The organism is Flavobacteriales bacterium, assembly GCA_020635795.1.
In the GTDB taxonomy this organism is placed as follows: domain Bacteria; phylum Bacteroidota; class Bacteroidia; order Flavobacteriales_E; family Vicingaceae; genus Vicingus.
Genome location: JACJZD010000001.1, coordinates 241064 through 259808, shown reverse-complemented (window position 1 = coordinate 259808; position 18745 = coordinate 241064). Strand labels below are relative to the sequence as shown.

The 18745-nt window shown below is 31.6% G+C and carries 15 protein-coding genes; 14 read left to right on the top strand and 1 reads right to left on the bottom strand.

From position 1 onward, the window contains the following. The first annotated feature begins 453 nt into the window (after nucleotides 1–453). The 6 genes from H6589_01110 (at nucleotide 454) to H6589_01085 (ending at nucleotide 7182) form a co-directional block, all read left to right on the top strand. On the top strand, nucleotides 454–672 hold the full coding sequence (locus H6589_01110; GenBank protein MCB9173187.1) for a helix-turn-helix transcriptional regulator: 219 nt from the start codon (nucleotides 454–456) through the stop codon (nucleotides 670–672). Then, nucleotides 665–1897, top strand: a complete 1233-nt coding sequence (locus H6589_01105) for a DNA cytosine methyltransferase (protein MCB9173186.1) — start codon at nucleotides 665–667, stop codon at nucleotides 1895–1897. The genes H6589_01110 and H6589_01105 overlap by 8 nt, the downstream gene beginning before the upstream one ends. Beyond that, entirely contained in the window at nucleotides 1890–4403 is a 2514-nt protein-coding gene (locus H6589_01100; protein ID MCB9173185.1) for a sensor histidine kinase, read from the top strand. Before H6589_01105 ends, H6589_01100 begins: the two co-directional genes overlap by 8 nt. Beyond that, nucleotides 4403–5119: a hypothetical protein gene (locus H6589_01095; protein MCB9173184.1), complete on the top strand. Its 717-nt coding sequence runs from the start codon at nucleotides 4403–4405 to the stop codon at nucleotides 5117–5119. The genes H6589_01100 and H6589_01095 overlap by 1 nt, the downstream gene beginning before the upstream one ends. Next, on the top strand, nucleotides 5112–5777 hold the full coding sequence (locus H6589_01090) for a hypothetical protein (GenBank protein ID MCB9173183.1): 666 nt from the start codon (nucleotides 5112–5114) through the stop codon (nucleotides 5775–5777). The genes H6589_01095 and H6589_01090 overlap by 8 nt, the downstream gene beginning before the upstream one ends. A gap of 370 nt (nucleotides 5778–6147) precedes the next feature. After that, on the top strand, nucleotides 6148–7182 hold the full coding sequence (locus H6589_01085) for a DUF1016 domain-containing protein (GenBank protein MCB9173182.1): 1035 nt from the start codon (nucleotides 6148–6150) through the stop codon (nucleotides 7180–7182). Between the two features lie 134 nt (nucleotides 7183–7316). Here H6589_01085 and H6589_01080 read toward each other — a convergent pair whose 3' ends face one another. After that, entirely contained in the window at nucleotides 7317–9122 is a 1806-nt protein-coding gene (locus H6589_01080) for a hypothetical protein (GenBank protein MCB9173181.1), read from the bottom strand. Between the two features lie 187 nt (nucleotides 9123–9309). Between H6589_01080 and H6589_01075 the strand changes: the two genes are divergently transcribed. The 8 genes from H6589_01075 (at nucleotide 9310) to H6589_01040 (ending at nucleotide 18634) form a co-directional block, all read left to right on the top strand. Continuing rightward, the gene (locus H6589_01075; protein ID MCB9173180.1) at nucleotides 9310–11037 is read left to right on the top strand and encodes an ABC transporter substrate-binding protein; all 1728 of its coding nucleotides are present in this window, start codon (nucleotides 9310–9312) and stop codon (nucleotides 11035–11037) included. Between the two features lie 101 nt (nucleotides 11038–11138). After that, nucleotides 11139–13604 carry an MMPL family transporter gene (locus tag H6589_01070; protein ID MCB9173179.1) on the top strand — a complete coding sequence of 822 codons (2466 nt, stop codon included), beginning with the start codon at nucleotides 11139–11141 and terminating at the stop codon, nucleotides 13602–13604. Continuing rightward, nucleotides 13601–14467, top strand: coding sequence for a glucose-1-phosphate thymidylyltransferase RfbA (gene rfbA / locus H6589_01065; GenBank protein MCB9173178.1), 867 nt, complete (start codon nucleotides 13601–13603; stop codon nucleotides 14465–14467). Before H6589_01070 ends, rfbA begins: the two co-directional genes overlap by 4 nt. Continuing rightward, nucleotides 14457–15407: an NAD-dependent epimerase/dehydratase family protein gene (locus tag H6589_01060; protein ID MCB9173177.1), complete on the top strand. Its 951-nt coding sequence runs from the start codon at nucleotides 14457–14459 to the stop codon at nucleotides 15405–15407. The genes rfbA and H6589_01060 overlap by 11 nt, the downstream gene beginning before the upstream one ends. Then, on the top strand, nucleotides 15408–16385 hold the full coding sequence (locus tag H6589_01055; GenBank protein ID MCB9173176.1) for a polyprenyl synthetase family protein: 978 nt from the start codon (nucleotides 15408–15410) through the stop codon (nucleotides 16383–16385). Between the two features lie 83 nt (nucleotides 16386–16468). Then, nucleotides 16469–16828: a hypothetical protein gene (locus tag H6589_01050; protein ID MCB9173175.1), complete on the top strand. Its 360-nt coding sequence runs from the start codon at nucleotides 16469–16471 to the stop codon at nucleotides 16826–16828. A 227-nt stretch (nucleotides 16829–17055) separates the two neighbouring features. Continuing rightward, nucleotides 17056–17697 carry a hypothetical protein gene (locus H6589_01045; GenBank protein MCB9173174.1) on the top strand — a complete coding sequence of 214 codons (642 nt, stop codon included), beginning with the start codon at nucleotides 17056–17058 and terminating at the stop codon, nucleotides 17695–17697. A gap of 19 nt (nucleotides 17698–17716) precedes the next feature. After that, the gene (locus tag H6589_01040; GenBank protein MCB9173173.1) at nucleotides 17717–18634 is read left to right on the top strand and encodes a hypothetical protein; all 918 of its coding nucleotides are present in this window, start codon (nucleotides 17717–17719) and stop codon (nucleotides 18632–18634) included. Nucleotides 18635–18745: the final 111 nt, after the last annotated feature.

Genomic DNA, 18745 nt, shown 5'->3' with positions numbered 1-18745 from the left:
GTAGGAAACATTTTATCATCGGAAACATTTTTTGTTTAAAATGTTTCCGCGAGCATTAAACTGGAATTAATTTACTGATTTTAAGTTGAATATTTTAATCTATGCAGCCTAAAAAAAATTATCCGTACATTGGAGTTATCCGTATATTTAAACGTATAATTATACGGATAAAACCATACTGTATTGATTATCAATACAATTGAATGGATTGTTTTTTTTATTACATTTGGAAAAAGATATAGTGCGAATAAGTACACCAGTGTACTTATTCGGATGTTGTGCGTCAGTGTAAAAAGCCAACGCACATTCAAGCACATTTGGTTTTTTTTTCGACACGAAAGCCAACGCTAAAAAAATCAAAAGAGCTGTTTCTTGCCAACGATCGACAGAAAGACAGAAAAAAGTAAATTTTATTCCAAATAAGTTAATATCTTTGCGCAAAACAAAAACATCTTGACAAAGATTGAAATAAATAGAATCAAAGTTGCTCTAGCCGAGACTAGAAGAAAAAACAAGTGGTTAGCTGAACAACTTGGGAAAGATGAATCAACTATATCTCAATGGTGCTCAAATGCAAGGCAACCATCATTAGAGAACTTGCACAAAATTGCCATTGCACTTGAAATTGATATTAGAGAACTTTTAAATCCATCAAAAATTAACAATGATTAGGAAGAAAACATACATAGACCTTTTCGCAGGTTGTGGTGGACTTTCACTAGGATTGTATAATTCAGGATTTTGGAAAGGGAAATTTGCCGTTGAAAAAAGTCCAGACGCTTTTGAAACACTTCAATATAACTTGATTGAAAAGAAAAATCATTTTGATTGGCCAGATTGGTTGCCAAAACAAAATCACGACATCAACGAAGTTATTAAAAACCATAAGGACAATTTAAAATCCCTAAGGGGTAAAATTGACCTTGTTGCAGGTGGTCCACCTTGCCAGGGATTTTCAACAGCAGGACGAAGAATTGAAGGAGATTCAAGGAATGAATTAATTAAGTCTTACATCAAATTTATTAGACTAGTTCAGCCAAAGGTTATTTTTTTTGAAAATGTAAAAGGTTTTACACAGAAGTTTGATAAAAATAAAATCAAGGGAAAAATCTATTCAGAATATGTTACAAATGCACTAGAATACGATTCTCCTAAAGGCGATTTCCAAGGATATAATGTTGAGGGTAAACTAATCGATTTCTCAGAATTTGGTATTCCGCAAAAGCGTACAAGATTTATTTTGGTTGGTATTAGAAAGGATATTGCTAATCAAGTAAAACCAAACGGATTTTTTGAGCAAATCCAAATGCAAAAAGAAACTTTTTTAATTAAGAAAGGAATTGGATTGACAAATTCTTTAGAGGATGCTATTTCAGACTTGCTAAAAATTAATGAAGTTGTATCTCCCGATACAACTTCATTCACAGCAGGTCTTTACAATCCCATTCAATCAAAATATCAAAAATTACTTAGAGGTAGAGTTGATTTAAAAATCCCAGACAGCCATAGATTTGCAAAACACAGTGATGATACAATAAGAAAATTCGAGTTTATTCTCCAAAATGCAGAAAAAAATAAAACACTTTCAAACGAATTAAAAGAAAGATTTAATCTTAAAAAGAGGACGGTGATTCCATTATCAGGTAATAGACCTACTCCAACAATAACAACATTGCCAGACGACTATATTCACTATTGTGAGCCTAGGATTTTCACTGTTCGTGAGTACGCAAGAATTCAATCATTTAATGATTGGTATGAGTTTAAAGGAAAATATACTACTGGAGGTAAAAGAAGAACTCAAGAAGTTCCAAGATATTCGCAAATTGGAAATGCAATCCCCCCACTTTTTGGCGAGCAGGCTGGGTTAATAATAAACTCTGTGTTAAATGGATAAGGGAAAGCTAAAATTTGATGTAAAAACAGGGATGAAAAACATCATTGGTAGAGATTTAATTACTGATGATTTTATTGCAATATATGAGCTTGTTAAAAATTCTTATGATGCGTATGCTGATTATGTAAAGATTTCCTTTAGCAAAAACGAAATTATCATTTCTGATAATGGAAAAGGGATGTCTAAAGATGATTTGGAAAAGAAATGGTTTGCAGTTGCTTATTCAGCGAAAAAAGATAATACAGAAGATAAAGATTTAAAACGGGATTCGCATTTAAATAATCTTAAGTCAAGAAGGTTTTATGCCGGAGCAAAAGGTGTTGGTCGTTTTTCTTGCGATAGATTAGGTGAAGATCTTGAATTAATAACTTCTAAAATTAATTCTAACATTACTTTTAAAGTAAATGTCGATTGGAGAGAATTTGAAAAAGATGCACAACAAAGTTTTGGTTCTGTTGAAATTCCATTTGAAGAAATTGAATCCAAGAATATTTTTCCTCAATCAAAACATCACGGTACTATCTTAAAGGTTAAAAACCTCAATTCTACTTGGGATAAGCAAAAACTTCAAGAATTGAGAAGGTCTCTTGAAAAATTAATTAATCCTTTTTCGAAGGTTAACTCATTTAAAATTGAAATTGTAGCGGAGGAATTTGTTGAACTAGATAAAAATTCAGGGAATAATTTAAAAATCAATGGTGTAATTGACAACAGTATCCTTAAGGTGCTTGACATTAAAACTACTCAAATTGATTTAAGCTTAAAAGGTGATACAATTACCACTAAAATTATTGATAGAGGAACTTTGATTTATCATATTGAAGAACCAAATAATTATATATCAATAATTGATGACCTAGAAATTAATCTTTATTTCTTAAACCGAAGTGCTAAAATCAATTTTGGAAAATTAATGGATATTGAGCCTGTGAATTATGGGAATATCTTCTTGTTTAAAAATGGATTTCGTGTACAACCATATGGAAATGTCGGTGATGATAGTTGGAAATTAGACTCAAGTAAACAGCAAGGCTTTGGAAGAAATTTAGGTACACGTGAATTATTTGGAAAAGTTGAATTAACAACAGTTAATAATATTGAGTTTAAGGAAGTTTCAAGCAGAGATGGAGGGTTAGTTGAAACAAAAGGCAAAAAATTCCTTTTTGACATATTTGAACAAAAAGCTTTAAAAAGACTTGAAAGATATGTTACAGGAGTTCTGTGGGGGGAAGCATTTAGAAGAAAAAAGTATTTCCTGAATGAAGAAATTGCTGATTTACAAAGAGAAGGATTAAAACAAGATAAAGATAAAGATACTTATGAAGATGCATTAAGTAATATTGGTAGTAAGATTGATTTTGTAAATCTAATAAAGACCTTAAGTGATGATAAAGAAATTAAAATAATCGATTATAACAAAGACTTAGTAAGTTTTGTAAATGAAAAACTTGATATAGTTCAACCCAAATTTATTGCAGAATTAGAAAAAATTGCTGAAAAAACAAATGATAAGATTCTTTTTAACCAAGTTAAATTAACTGAGGATAATTTTAACAAGTTAGCGAAGGAAAAGGAAGATGCTGAAAACCGCGAAGAAGAAGAGCGAAAGAGGCGAATTGAAGCTGAAAAACAAGCTGAAATAGAAAAACAAAAAAGAGAAGAAGCTGAAAGGAAACAAAAGGAAGAAGAAGAAAAAAGAAGAAAAGCTGAACTTGAAACCTTAAAAAAGGAAAAAGAAAGAGCTGAAGCAGAGTTAGCTAAAATTAAAGCAGAACAAAAAGCAAAGGAAGAAAAAGAAAAAAGCAAGAATTTATCTGATAAATTAAATATTGAAACTAAAAAAAATCAATACTTAAATGCTACCCGTAAAACCCTAAGTGATGATGCAGAACAGCTTGTTCACTCTATTGATTTATATGTTGGTAATGCCTCAACTTATATCAATGAATTGATTACATCAAATATTAGTGATGAGGTTAAAAACAAATTATATTCAATAAAAAGCAACATTGATAAAGCTATTAAAGTTTCTCAAATTATTATTAAGTCAAATTTCGACTACAAGTTTACTAATCAACGCGTCAACTTGCCAAAATATATTTCAGAATATTTAGAAGATTTAGCTGTATCATTTAAAGGTCTAAAAGTGAAAACCGTTAATGTTACAGATAAATTTGTTTTAATAAATCCGATTGAAATTGACATTATTTTAGATAATTTGGTTTCAAATTCAAGAAAAGCAAACGCCAAGGAAGTTATAGTAGAGTTTAAATTAAATGGCAATAAATTAGAAATCTATTACTATGATAATGGTGATGGAATGCCTGAAAATTTAGTTAAAAACTCTCAATCAATTTTTGAATTAGGTGTTCGAGAATCAAAATCAAAAGGCTCAGGTATTGGTATGTTTGATGTCAAAAAAAGAGTTAATAGTTTAAAGGGAACCATTGACTTTATTGGGAATAATGAAAAGCTCAAAGGAGCTTGTTTTAAAATTGTAATCTAATGAGTCAAGTTGAATTGAATTATTTAGTTTTTGATGATGATTCTGATGCTCCAAATCAGTATAACAATAAAATAACTATTGAAGGATGTCAAGTTAATCCTATTGTTATAAATCCAAATGATTCCTTTAATGTTGATACGAATGAATTTGAGTTTGAAAAGTTTAAAACAGAGGTTTTAGAAAAATCAAAAGGAAGAAATATCAACTTAATAATAACAGATTGGAACATCATACCAGATAATACAGATGGATTTGCAGGAATTAAAGGTTGGGATATAATTGAAAATGTTTTAGAAATTAAAGACAAATGGAAAAGTAAAACTTTCTTAGTTTATTCTTCTGACATTAAAAAAGCCTCTGATTATGTTATTGGGAAAATAAAAAATGAATTAGAAAATCAACCTGATGATATAATCCCAGCACTAGACTTTATTAGCAAAGTAATTGAGTTAAAAGTTAAATTTTGCAGAAGAGACGAGCAGCGTTTTCAGGAAATTAAAACACTACTCAGAGAATCAAATACAATCTCAAATGTTGTTTTAGATTCTATTCTATCCTTTGATTCAAATATGGTAATAAATACGGGTAATTCCGACTTTGATGGTAAACGAATTGCCGATATTCTTAACACAAATAGCATAGACATAGGAGGATTAAGATTCATTAAAGAATTTATTGATTTGTCAATATCACATTATTCTAGACTTAATGAATAATTATAACAAAATATTAATACTTCACGCTTTAGATAAGTCAACAAACTTTTTAAGTGTATATAAAGAAGAATTCGAAAACTATTATTTTTCTTTTAATTCCGAACAAGAATCTTTAAACAATGCGAAAAGTATTTTGGGTAACTTAGAACCTAAATCATTAATTATTTATCTTGGTCACGGGAGTTCTTCAGGATTATATGAACCAGATGACAGTCACTCATATGAAAAGTATTTTCTTGATGCAACTTGGGGAAATCATTTTTTTGATGAACATGACATATTTTTATTGAGTTGTAAGTCTAATGATTATATCAAGAAAATATACAAAGCGAATTCTTCAATTGGTTTTGGAAATATCATAAGTTCTAAATTTGAATTAGACCATCACAATGAAAGTAATTCCTTAAAAATTCCTTTGCAACAAAGCGATATAGATAGGTTTAATAAAATCTATGTAAATTCCTCAATCAAAGTCATTAAGAAACTCGTTAATAATGAAATTTATTTTTTTGATGTTCCCAAATACCTGAGGTTTATGATTAATTCCGATATTAATCAGCTTTTACTTGATAAAAACAATTCTAATAGGCTTCATTTCTCAAGATTATTGTTTGATTTTAGAAATGAATTTTTGTATAAGAAAAATCCAAAAGCTTAATAATGAAAATTTCGCCATGCAACAGCCACACACATTGCCAATCCGCTCAAGCCAACCCCACGAGCCTAAGCTTGTCAATACGTGTGTCTGGGCCAACGCTGTCAGACGAACGAAAAAGTACGATTACCCAACAGTGGCTATACGTAATACGGGCAAAAGCACTAATATGAAAGTAATTAAATTAAAATAAACTAACTGCTAAACGGATAGTGAAGTGCCTTAAAATCCCGCACTACGCATAGCCGGGTCGTTAAATAAAATTTCTCGTTTCACTTCGGATGGCTTAGCTTTAAAACAACCATTTCGTTCCTCAACGGTTGTTTTAAGAATAAATGATGAATTTGGTATATTTGACACCATAATATAGAAAATGGCTGATAAATTAGAAAAGACCAACTTCTTTAAGCAAGCAATTGACTTGCTTCACGCTGCTAGGCAACAAGTTGTTAAGCAAGTCAACTTAACAATGGTTCAAACCTACTTTGAGATTGGACGAATGATTGTAGAGGAAGAACAACAAGGTAAAGACAGAGCTGAATACGGTAAAGGTTTGTTAAAAGGTCTCTCTGAATCATTAACAGATGAGTTCGGGAAAGGTTTTTCAATTCGAAATATTGAACAAATGAGAAAGTTTTATCTTACTTACTCAATAACGCAGACAATGTCTGCGGATTCAGAGAAATCAATTCAACAGACAGTGTCTACTAATTTTCAGTTGAGTTGGTCTCACTATTTGAAGCTAATGCGGATTGATGATGAAAACGAAAGAAAATTTTACGAAATAGAATGTGCAAAGAATAATTGGAGCGTCAGAGAACTTGACAGACAATATGATTCAGCACTATATACTAGGCTTGTTTTAAGCAGAGACAAAGGCGAAGTTAAAAAGCTTTCAGAAAAAGGATTAGTCCTAGAAAAACCAAAAGACGTAATTAAAGACCCTTATATTTTAGAATTTATAGGACTTCCTGAAAAATCTACTTATTCTGAAAGTGATTTAGAGCAAGGAATAATTGATAAACTCGAACACTTTTTACTTGAATTAGGTACTGGATTTACTTTTGTAGCAAGACAAAAGCGGATTTCATTTGACGACAAACATTTTCGCATTGATTTAGTTTTTTACAACCGAATATTAAAATGCTTTGTGTTGATTGATTTGAAAATTGGTGAGTTAAAGCACCAGGATATTGGACAAATGCAGATGTATGTAAATTACTATGATAGAGAAATTAAGTTAGATGACGAAAACAAGACTATCGGAATTGTGCTTTGCCAAAACAAAAGTGAAGCTGTTGTAGAATACACATTACCAGAAAATAACGAACAAATATTTGCTAGTAAATACAAAACAGTATTACCGAGCAAAGAAGAATTAAAACTATTAATAAATGAGGTAAGGTAGTCAACGTATTAAGCCAAACTCATTTCGTTCCTCAACGGTTGTTTTACGAATAAAAAAAAATCCTCACAAATTTGTGAGGATTTTTTAAGGGATTGCGGGTCAACACTTCGACTGAGCTCAGTGTGACAAAAATGTTAATTAACTGAAACCAATTCTGGTATTTCTATTAAATGTACTTTCGCTAAATACATTTCTAACTCTAATTTCCAATTGGTTTTATCAGCCAATTTAGGAAGCATTGTTTTGTAATACTCAATACCTTCGAGCAAATTGTTTTTAAACGAATTAAAGTATTTTAACTTACGCTCATTTACTTCTTCGGCAGGTGTGTTGTTTATTTCTTTATTCAAGTAATCGATATACATCCCCAACTCTTTGATGTACATATTTGGTCGATAGGTATCGTTTAACAAATTATTTTTACCATAGATGTGACCAACCATTTCTTGCAACGTCGATTTTTTACTGAAATATGCCATATTTGGACCAGGGCAAACAGAAATACCCTTGCCATCTGATGTTTTCAGTAAATTATTCTCGGTATAAGCCGTCATTACCAATCCTGCACAAAGGCACGATTTTACGGTTATTTTATCGTATTGTCTTTGGTATTCTGCTTTATCGGTAAGGTTTTTACCATCCAACTCAGCAATTTTTAATTTCTGGTATTGGCGCGATGCTAAACAAATTGGCTTATCGGTAAATTCTTTGTTGTACAGTTTTAAATACTGACTAGGACAAGGACTACCAGGCTTACCTGATTGTATTTTCTCATCTCTTTCGTTGTCTTTTGTATTTCCAACAACACAGTTAAAAGGCACTCCAATTGGCGATATATCGCTTAAATACAAATCGTCTTCTGTTGCTTTTGCAAGCAAATTAAATGTATCGTTATCTATGTTAACAGCCTCAGGAACCAATAAAAATGGAGTTCCCCAACCAACACTGTCAACATTATAATAATCGGTTAAAAATTGGTGCTCGGTTAAATTGCCAACGCCTCCTTGAGCTGTTACTAACATAGCCAATGGTTGTTCTAATCTTTTTCGACCAGAAGCTTCCAACGCAACGTTTAGTATTTCATGAACCTCAGCAATTAAAGTTTCTTTGTTTTGTTTAAATTCTTCTAAAATCGGTCCCATTAAAAAACCATCGGTAGCAAAAGCATGCCCTCCACAGTTTAACCCCGACTCTACACGGTACTCCGATACCCAAATTCCTTTTTTAGCTAAAAATTTACCTTGTACCAAAGCCGAACGGTAATCGCTCACTTTTAAAATAACTTTTTTGTCTATTTCGTTGTGCTCATTTGGGAAAAACCCTTCAAAATTTGCCAGATAACTGTACAATCTTGGGTTCAATCCTGCCGACAACACCAATCCTGATTTTAGCGTACTGTTTGCAAAACCTCTTACCGCGGCATGAGCATCATTAAACTCAATAGGTAACTTTTCTCCCTTTAAATCATAATTATCTCTATCTAATTTGGTCATGATATTAATATCAATAGACCCAGCAACCATATTAGATCTCAACCAATTTTGAATTGACGATTTAACCTCTGTTTCTTTTTCTTCCAACATTCTTAAGTATTCTTTCTTAAGTGTTGAAAAATCGGGCAACATTTCAAAGTATTTGGTTATTTCACTTCCTTTTTCAAATGAAGCGTTTTTTAACTCTTGAAATTTATCGTTAACCATGTGGTTAACCAAATCAAGATAAGCAGTAATACGCTTGGCTCTTTTATCGAATTCGTTTTTATGAATGGGGGTAAATGGGAAATTGAATTTAGTAGAATAAAATTCTCTAAGTCGTTCAAGCAGCATATCATCACCAGCAGATAAAACCGAGGAAATACCATAATGTGCAACTTTTACAGGAGTATCAACTGTAAAACCAATACCCATTACTGGTATGTGGAAATTATGCGAAAATGTCATAGTTTAAGTAGTATCTTTCGTATTTCTAACTTACAAAGGTAAGTAATAATATTATCAAATACCCTTAAAATAAACCATCAATAAAAAAATCAAGTTAAACAACATGTTATCAAATACATGAAGTAAAATAAAAAACTATAATTTTAGTTTATTGATTTTCTTACATTTGCTTTTTAAATAAAAACTCATGACTAAGATTTTTAAATTTATTTTTGCATTAACAATTTCAATCAGCCTTGTTTCGTGTGGTGGAAACGAAACTGAAACTGAGGCAAACGACAATCAAACTTCATCTTTATTTGGAGACACATTAGATGTAGCAATTAACCAAGATGTAATTGGTTTTGATCCAATTAAAATTATTGATGGATATTCTTCACAAGTTTTGGGTCAAATTTTCGAGAGCCTTGTTAAATTTAATTCAAAAGACTTGAGTGTTGAGCCACAATTAGCCGAAAGTTGGGAAATTGACGAAAGCGGATTAGTTTATACCTTTAAATTAAAAAAAGGAGTTTTTTTTCATAACAACGATTGTTTTTCGGGGGGCAAAGGAAGAGAAGTAAAAGCTGATGATGTTGCATATTCATTTAATAGAATTTGTAATAGTGAAGTAAATTATGCTTATAGCATTATAAAAAGCAAACTAGTAGGTGCAAAAGAATCGTTTCAAAAAGCTGAATTCGTACCTGTAAGTGGTGTTAAAGTTATTGATGATTATACGGTAAGTTTTAATTTAATTAAACCATCTTCAAACTTCTTACAAACATTGGCAACAGTTAGCCTTGCTATAGTTCCTAAAGAAGCATTTGACAAAGAAAAATTTGATATAGTTGGAACAGGCCCATTTGTTTTTGACAAAAACTCGAAACACAACAATCAAATCACCTTAAAACGCAATACAAATTATCACCAACTAGATTCTGCAGGAAGTAAATTACCTTATTTAGATGCTGTTTCATTCCACGTCATTGAATCTAGTCAAGAAAGACTTGAAAAGTTTGAAAGCAAACAATTGGATATCATTGTTGATTTGCCTTCTGCATCCATTAAAAATGTAGTTGAAAACCAAATTTCTGATTTTGAATCAAAACCACCAAAATATGTTTTGGGAAGATACCCTGAATTGGTTACTGTTTATTTAGAGTTTAACACTAAAACTGAACCTTTTAAAAACACAAAGGTTAGACAAGCTATTGCCATGGCAATTGACAAAATTAAATTGGTTGATGTGGTTTTAAATGGAGAGGCTTACGGACCAGCACTAAACGGCTTGGTTCCTCCTGTAATTAAAGGTTACGACTACGAATCGGTTATAGGTATTGAACACAATATTGATAAAGCAAAAAAAATGCTTGCTGATGCTGGGTATAAAAATGGTGAAGGTTTACCATTAATCAAGTTTTACATTAGTGGCAACGAAAACCAAACATTAAGAGTGGCTTTAGAAATTCAAAAACAATTGTTATCAGAAATTAATGTAAATACAGAAATTGTTACCGTAACTTTTGCCGAGAAGTTAGCTCTTGACAAAATGGCTCATGGAAGCATGGGGGTTTCTGCTTGGCTTGCCGACTACCCTACACCTGACAATTTTTTAAACATCGGCTACGGTGGCTATGTCCCAAGCACTCTCACCGAACCTTCTTTTCCTAACTCATCGCGTTTTGTAAACAGTGAGTTCGACAACTATTTTGAACAAGCAACAACCTCAACTGATGAAGTAAAAAGAAATGAATTGTGTTTAAAGGCTGAACAAATTCTTATTAACGAAGCTCCTATCATTCCATTATGGTACAACGAAAACTATAGACTGTTTCAATCTAGTGTAGTGGGTTATCAACCTAATGTTATGCATATTCATGACCTTACCGCGGTAAGAATCGTAAAACAAGCCAACGCAACAGCTACAAAGTAAAAAAAGTATTTTTAAGGAATTAACTTACCTCGTGTAAGTTAATTCCTTATTTATTTTCAGATATTTGCACCCTCTTCAACAATATCTTGAAGTTAAGTAATATGTGGTTTAACCTTTCTAAAATCATTTTAAAAAATCGGTTGGTAATTCTAATTGGAATTGGACTAATAACTGCTGTAATGCTGTTTTTTGCCCAAAATGTTAGAATGAGTTATCAGATGGCTCAAATGCTTCCAAAAACGGATTCAACTTATATTGATTATGAAAATTTTAGAAAAACGTTTGGTGCTGATGGAAGTGTTGTTGTTCTAGGAATAAAAAATGAACAACTTTTTGAATTAAACAACTTTAATGCTTGGTATGATTTAACCAAAAACTTAAAAAACATTAAAGTCCCTTTTAAAAAAGGTAAAGAAAAAGTTATTGTAAATGGTGTTACTGAAGCACTTTCAATTGCTAATGCTTATACACTTACCCGTAACAAATCCAAAAAACAATTTGATTTAGAGCAGCTTGTAAAAAAGAAGCCCACTACTCAACATGAGGTAGATTCTTTGAAAGAAGTGTTGTTCAACTATCCTTTTTATGAGGGTTTTTTGTATTCAGACTCCACAAACGCTACCCTTATTGCTGTAACATTAAACAGAGAAGTACTTGATTCAAAATACAGAAACGGAATATTTGATGCCATAGCAAAAAAAGTAGAAGCTTTTGAAAACAAAACAGGCATAGAAGTTCATAAATCAGGGTTGCCTTTAATAAGAGCCAACTCTTCAACTAAAGTTGCTTCCGAAATAAAGCTGTTTCTTCTACTATCCATCTTAATTACAGCAGTTATTCTGTATTTATTTTTTAGGTCGTTTAAAGCAACGTTGTATTCGTTGTTAGTGGTTTGTATCGGTGTTATTTGGTCTATGGGTATTTTGGTGTTATTCGATTTTGAAATCACCATTTTAACAGGCTTGATTCCTCCTTTGTTAATTGTTATTGGTATTCCAAACTGCATTTTTTTACTGAACAAGTATCACACAGAATTTAAAAAACATGGCAATCAAATAAAATCGTTGAGCAGAGTTATTCAAAAAACTGGGAACGCGATTTTCTTAACCAATACAACCACTGCCGTTGGTTTTGCTACATTTATTTTTACTAAAAGTTCCATTTTGGTTGAATTTGGTATTGTTGCCGCTATAGATATTTTACTGGTATTTGTTTTATCAATATTATTAATTCCTATCATTTTTAGTTTTTTAAACGAACCTAAAGACCGCCATGTAAAACACTTAGAGAACAAACTCATGGAAAAGATGGTTGACAAGCTTGTTTACCTTGTGAGCTACCACAGAAAATACATTTACATTGCAACTATAATTATTGTTGGACTAGGGTTTTATGGTATTTCATTAATTAAAACTACGGGTAACATTGTTGATGACTTACCAAAAAATGACCCAATAGTTACCGACCTTAAATTCTTCGAAAAAAACTTTAGTGGTGTTATGCCTTTTGAAGTTGTGATTGATACCAAAAAGAAAAATGGTGTTTTTGCTGAAAACGCAAGAGCTTTATACAAAATAAAAAAATTACAAAAAGTTATTTCTGACTACCCTCAGTTCTCGAAACCCCTATCGGTTGTAGAGGCCATTCAATTTTCTTACCAAGCATACAAAAAAGGGAATCCAAAGTTTTACATTTTGCCTCCTGCAACTGAACTCAATAAATTAAAGGAATACATCTCTAAAGATTCAACAAGAAAAGACTTCTCTTCGTTTATTGATAGCAATAACCAAGTAACTAGAGTGAGTTTTCAAATGGCTGATATTGGCACTGAAGAAATGGAAATGTTACTTACTGAGATAAAACCTAAAATTGATTCTATTTTTAGTCCTGACGAATATAAAGTTACCCTAACAGGGACAAGCGTTGCCTTTTTAAAGGGAACCAACTATTTAGTTGAAAACCTATTTACTAGCTTGGCTTTAGCCGTTTTGTTAATTGCCTCGATTATGTCAATACTGTTTTCGTCAATTCGAATGGTGGTTGTTTCTTTAATACCAAACCTAATACCACTTATTACCACTGCAGCTTTAATGGGTTATATTGGCATCCCTATAAAACCGTCAACCATTCTTATCTTTAGTATTGCTTTTGGTATTTCAGTAGATGACACTATTCACTTTTTAGCCAAATACCGACAAGAACTTAAAAATCATACTGTTGGCTTAAAAAAATCAGTCTTAATCGCTTTAAAAGAAACGGGTGTGAGCATGATTTATACTTCAACCATTCTATTTTTTGGATTTGGAGTATTCACCGCCTCTAGTTTTGGAGGAACTGTTGCTCTAGGTTTCTTAGTTTCATTTACATTGTTAATGGCAATTTTGTCTGATTTATTACTTTTACCTTCATTACTTTTATCGTTAGATAAAGCATTGACCACAAAAGCATTTAAAAAAGAACCATTAATTGAAATTTTTGACGAAGAAGAAGACATAGAACTAGATGATTTAGAAGTAAAACCTATAGAACATCAAACTGAAGAAATAGACCAAAAGAATCAAATATGAAAGGAATAATATTAGCCGGAGGTTCTGGCACAAGATTACACCCACTTACACTAGCAGTAAGTAAGCAGTTAATGCCTATTTACGATAAACCAATGATTTATTATCCCCTTTCGGTTTTGATGAGTGCTGGAATAAACGAAATTTTAATAATAACAACACCACACGACAACCCTAGTTTTAAAATGCTGTTGGGAGATGGAACTCAGTTTGGCTGTAAATTTACTTATGCTATACAAGAAATCCCGAATGGTTTAGCTCAAGCGTTTGTTATTGGTGAAGAATTTATTGGAAACGACAAAGTTGCTCTTATTTTAGGTGATAATATTTTTTACGGAACAGGATTAGATGATTTGTTAACTCAAAAAACCAATCCTGATGGTGGGGTAGTTTTCGCTTACCATGTTAGCGACCCAGAACGATATGGTGTTGTTGAGTTTGATAAAAACCACAAGGCTATTTCTATTGAAGAAAAACCCGAAAAACCTAAATCAAACTATGCTGTACCAGGTTTGTATTTTTATAATAATGATGTGGTAAAAATAGCCAAAGAGCTAAAACCAAGTAAACGTGGAGAATACGAAATTACTGATGTAAATAAAAAATACTTAGAACAAGGTAAGTTAGAGGTTGGTATTCTGGATAGAGGAACTGCTTGGTTGGACACTGGGACTCATGCATCATTAATGCAGGCTGGTCAATACGTTCAAGTTATTGAAGAACGACAAGGCTTAAAAATTGGATGTATTGAAGAAATAGCCTTTAGAAAAGGATTTATTTCTAAACAACAATTACAAAAATTAGCAGAACCTCTTATAAAAAGCGGGTATGGCATTTATTTAATGGACATTGTAAATGAGCAATAAAATAAACATTCTAGTAACCGGTGGTGCTGGCTTTGTAGGTAGCGCTCTTGTAGAAGGCTTAATTCAAAAGCCTAACCATTTCGTGGTGGTTGTAGATAATTTACAAACAGGAAGCAAAAACAAGTTACCTTTAGCCCCAAATAAGAATTTAAAGTTTATTCAATGTGATGTAAACATTGCATCAGAAATAACTAGTGTTTTCCATACCTTTTCATTCGATTATGCTTTTCATTATGCTGCATTGGTTGGCGTTAAACGAACACTTGAAAATCCAATTAAAGTTTTAAACGATATTACTGGGATAAAAAACATATTGGAATTAGCCAAAAACACTGGAGTTAAACGAGTGATGTACGCTTCTTCTTCTGAAGTTTATGGCGAACCTGTCGAATATCCCCAACACGAAGAAACAACTCCATTAAACTCGCGTTTACCTTATGCCATAGTTAAAAATGTTGGTGAAGCTTTTTTAAAATCATACAAACAAGAATATGGTTTAGATTATACCATTTTTAGGTTTTTTAACACCTACGGGCCAAAACAAAGCAAAGATTTTGTTATTTCTAAATTTATAAATGCGGCTTTAAACAACCAAGAAATTACCATTTACGGTAAAGGCGACCAAACCCGTACGTTCTGTTTTATGGAAAACAATATTAATGCCTGTATTACTGCTGCTTTTTCCGACGATTGTGCAAACAAAACCATTAATATTGGCAACAATGTTGAAACTTCTATTTTGGATTTGGCCAAGTTGATTATAAAATTAACAGGCTCAAAATCTGAAATAAAATTTTTACCACCACTTGAAGAAGGTGACATGACGAGAAGGCACCCCGATATTACCAACATGAAAAAATTACTAAACAATAAACCCTTGATTAGTTTGGAAGAAGGAATAAACATCATTTTAAAAAATCCTTCGTATATCTTGTCGTAAATGCAAAAAATCAAGGAATACATTGATGTTGTTAATAAGGAATTAGCTAAAATTTCTTATATCGATAAAGAACCCAAAGAGCTTTATTTACCTATAAAATATTCTTTAGAATTAGGTGGTAAACGTTTAAGACCTGCCTTACTTTTATTGGCTAACAATTTATTTGGAGGCAAAGAAGAAGATGCTATTAATGCAGCTTTAGCCATAGAAATTTTTCACAATTTTACCTTGGTGCACGACGACATCATGGATAATGCACCACTAAGAAGAAATCACTCAACAGTTTATAAAAAATGGAATACCAACATTGCCATTCTTTCTGGCGATGTAATGTTTGTACAATCCTTGCAATTTTTAGCCAAATCAAACCCGACTCATTTACCCGAAATTTTAATCTTGTTTAATGCTACTGCAATAGAGGTTTGCGAAGGACAACAACTGGATATGAATTTTGAAACGCTCGACAATGTTACCATTGACGAATACATTAAAATGATTGAGCTAAAAACTGCCGTTTTATTAGCGGCAAGTTTAAAAATTGGAGCAGTATTAGGAAGCGCTACAAAAGAAGATGCCAATCATATTTATGAGTTTGGTAAAAATTTAGGTATAGCTTTCCAGTTAATGGACGACATCCTTGATTTGTATGGCGACCCTAAAAAATTCGGAAAACAAATTGGTGGCGATGTGCTAGCTAATAAAAAAACCTATTTACTTTTAAAAGCCAAAGAGCTTGCTAAAGGCGACACGAAAAAAGAATTGGATTTTTGTTTAAACTCGGCTGTTTTGGATAAAGAAAGTAAAGTAAAGCGTGTTACCAAAATTTTTGATTCGCTTAAAATAAAACAAAAAGCCGAAGCTGAAATGAATTTGTTTTACAACACAGCTTTGGCTCATTTAGATTCGATAAATGTTATTCAAGATAAAAAGCAAGTTTTTGAAGATTTTGCTAAAGTGCTGATGAACCGTGAAAGCTGAATTGGAAGACCAAAATTGGAAGTCGGAAGACCGAAGTTGGAAGATTGAAGACTGATTACTTAAGACTGTAAACTATTAACTAAATGAACATTATCCCTACATTAAGCGAGCTTACCCCCTACTACAACCGACAAGATTTAATTGAAAAAGTTGTTGCACAACTAGCCAAAGATTTTAACTGGTTTAACCTTACCGTTACTTTTACAGGAAAAGACCTTACACCTTACCAAGAGTTGTTTAACCAAATTTTGCCATTGGTAGATGAAATGCTTAACGACGATTACAACAAACTACAAGCTTTACTTTACCGAATTGACATTGATTCTGATTTTTTAAACCGTAAACTGAAAGAAGCTGCCCACGCCGATACCGATGAAGTAATTACCGACCTCATCATAAAACGAGAATTACAAAAAGTAATTATTCGAGAAATGTATAAGTAAATCATTAAAAAACCATTAATTTTTCCGTTGTAATGGAAATATTTGTATTAATTTTTCCATTATATTGGAATTTTTAGTACTCTTTTGCTCAAGTTTGTGTCCTCACAAACAATTACACCTCGAAACTTTTTTGATTTTTCTAGACTAAACAAAAAGTAATTATTCGGGAAATGTATAAGTAAAGGGTTATATTTGAGTTACATTTGATATTAATAAAAAATAATGCGATGAAAAATAAATGGATGAAAAACTTCATTGTTATACTACTTTTAGTTATTACATCTTTTACAAATTTTGTAAATGCACAAAATGATAGTTTAACTAAAAAATTCAAATCAATAAAAACGTACACTTTAGGTGATAGATTTGAAAAAAAGGGATGGACTCCAAAATTTGATGATTTTGGAAAAGCAATTTGTTATTTAGATCGGATTTCTTTAGGAAATTTCAAAGATGTTGAATTGAATATTTATTTAAATGATGACGGTACAATTTACAAGCTTAATGCAGAAGGAATGTCATGTGGAAGTTCTATGGATAAATCCAAAACATTTAGGCTAGATATCCAAGAATATTATGGTATAGAATTTAAACTTTTACCAGTAAAACCTTCTTCCCCATACAAACTTCCAGTAAATGGAGGTCAATATGGGAAAGATGTAAAATATATATACGTTGCTGATAAAAATGGGGTAAAATATACGTTAACAACAATAAACAGTGGGATGGGCGTTTCTCCTAGTAAGATCTCAATGTTCTTTTGGAAAGTTTCTTTTTCAATGACTGAAATGGATTTAGAAAAAAGAAAAAACGAACAAGATAAAATAAAGACATTAAAAGAACAAAACAAGGCAAAAAGTAATTTTTAATAAACAAAAATCAACGATTATGCTACACAAAATTTATTTACCATTTTCAGAAGATAAGCTTAAAGAACATTTTGTTCAATTAGACAACGATTCAACTAATATTGATAATCATATAGCTAGGTATAAAAAGAGTATAAAAAATTATGAATTGTTTGAGTCAAAAACACCATTTACTACTGATATTAAATTGATTCGACAAATTGAAAAAGATGAAATTTTTTGGACAGCTAGTTCTTTAATGACCATATTTCATAGTCCTAATAGAATTAGCGAATTAATAAAATTATTGACTCTTGCATATGGAGAAAAGCCGCCTTTAGATAATTTTACAAATTGGAATGAATGCTTAGCAGGAGAATTAAATTTATTCTTTGAACCGAATATTCCATCTCCAAAAATTTACCTTGATTGGCTTAAAGAAAATGTAACTATTCAAAATTTTATTCCCTACATCATTGAAAAAACTCGTAACATAAAGGGCGATTTTCGTTCTGATTTGGAAGGAGCTACTAATGTTGATGCTTTAATAATTAATTCAACTAATGGGTTTGCAATTATAATTGAAGCAAAAGTTTTGTCTGATATTTCATATCAGGTTAGTTATGATAGCATACGAAACCAAATAATTAGAAATATTGATGTTATGCTTGGTGAAAATAAAAATTTAGCAACCCCATTAAATAAAAGAATACCTGATAAATCGTTGTTTTTATTGCTAACGCCTAAACTCTATAAAGACAATCCAAGAGCAAGATTATATGGATATGCTTTTCGAGATTATAAAAATGATTTTCAAACAATTCAAGCTGATTTAGTTCATAGGAATCTTGATAAGGATCAATGTGAAAAAATTTCAAGCCGAATTGGGTGGATAACATGGGAAGATTTAAAATCAGTTAATAATGATTGCTGCAAATGGTTAAATGAAAATTTATAACATTTCCCCTCTATCTGTTCGTAATCTCTTACTACTCGCTCGGTTTTACCGAGTTAGAAATATTTCTGTTGTTTTTAACAACTAGATTCCTGCCGTCGCAGGAATGACGTA

Excerpts from the sequence above, each read along its gene's own strand:
- H6589_01095 (MCB9173184.1), top strand. The coding sequence starts at position 4,403 with ATGAGTCAAGTTGAATTGAATTATTTAGTTTTTGATGATGATTCTGAT.
- H6589_01070 (MCB9173179.1), top strand. The coding sequence starts at position 11,139 with ATGTGGTTTAACCTTTCTAAAATCATTTTAAAAAATCGGTTGGTAATT.
- H6589_01105 (MCB9173186.1), top strand. The coding sequence starts at position 665 with ATGATTAGGAAGAAAACATACATAGACCTTTTCGCAGGTTGTGGTGGA.
- H6589_01080 (MCB9173181.1), bottom strand. The coding sequence starts at position 9,122 with ATGACATTTTCGCATAATTTCCACATACCAGTAATGGGTATTGGTTTT.
- H6589_01045 (MCB9173174.1), top strand. The coding sequence starts at position 17,056 with ATGAAAAATAAATGGATGAAAAACTTCATTGTTATACTACTTTTAGTT.
- H6589_01085 (MCB9173182.1), top strand. The coding sequence starts at position 6,148 with ATGGCTGATAAATTAGAAAAGACCAACTTCTTTAAGCAAGCAATTGAC.
- H6589_01060 (MCB9173177.1), top strand. The coding sequence starts at position 14,457 with ATGAGCAATAAAATAAACATTCTAGTAACCGGTGGTGCTGGCTTTGTA.
- H6589_01075 (MCB9173180.1), top strand. The coding sequence starts at position 9,310 with ATGACTAAGATTTTTAAATTTATTTTTGCATTAACAATTTCAATCAGC.
- rfbA (MCB9173178.1), top strand. The coding sequence starts at position 13,601 with ATGAAAGGAATAATATTAGCCGGAGGTTCTGGCACAAGATTACACCCA.
- H6589_01055 (MCB9173176.1), top strand. The coding sequence starts at position 15,408 with ATGCAAAAAATCAAGGAATACATTGATGTTGTTAATAAGGAATTAGCT.
- H6589_01100 (MCB9173185.1), top strand. The coding sequence starts at position 1,890 with ATGGATAAGGGAAAGCTAAAATTTGATGTAAAAACAGGGATGAAAAAC.
- H6589_01090 (MCB9173183.1), top strand. The coding sequence starts at position 5,112 with ATGAATAATTATAACAAAATATTAATACTTCACGCTTTAGATAAGTCA.
- H6589_01040 (MCB9173173.1), top strand. The coding sequence starts at position 17,717 with ATGCTACACAAAATTTATTTACCATTTTCAGAAGATAAGCTTAAAGAA.
- H6589_01050 (MCB9173175.1), top strand. The coding sequence starts at position 16,469 with ATGAACATTATCCCTACATTAAGCGAGCTTACCCCCTACTACAACCGA.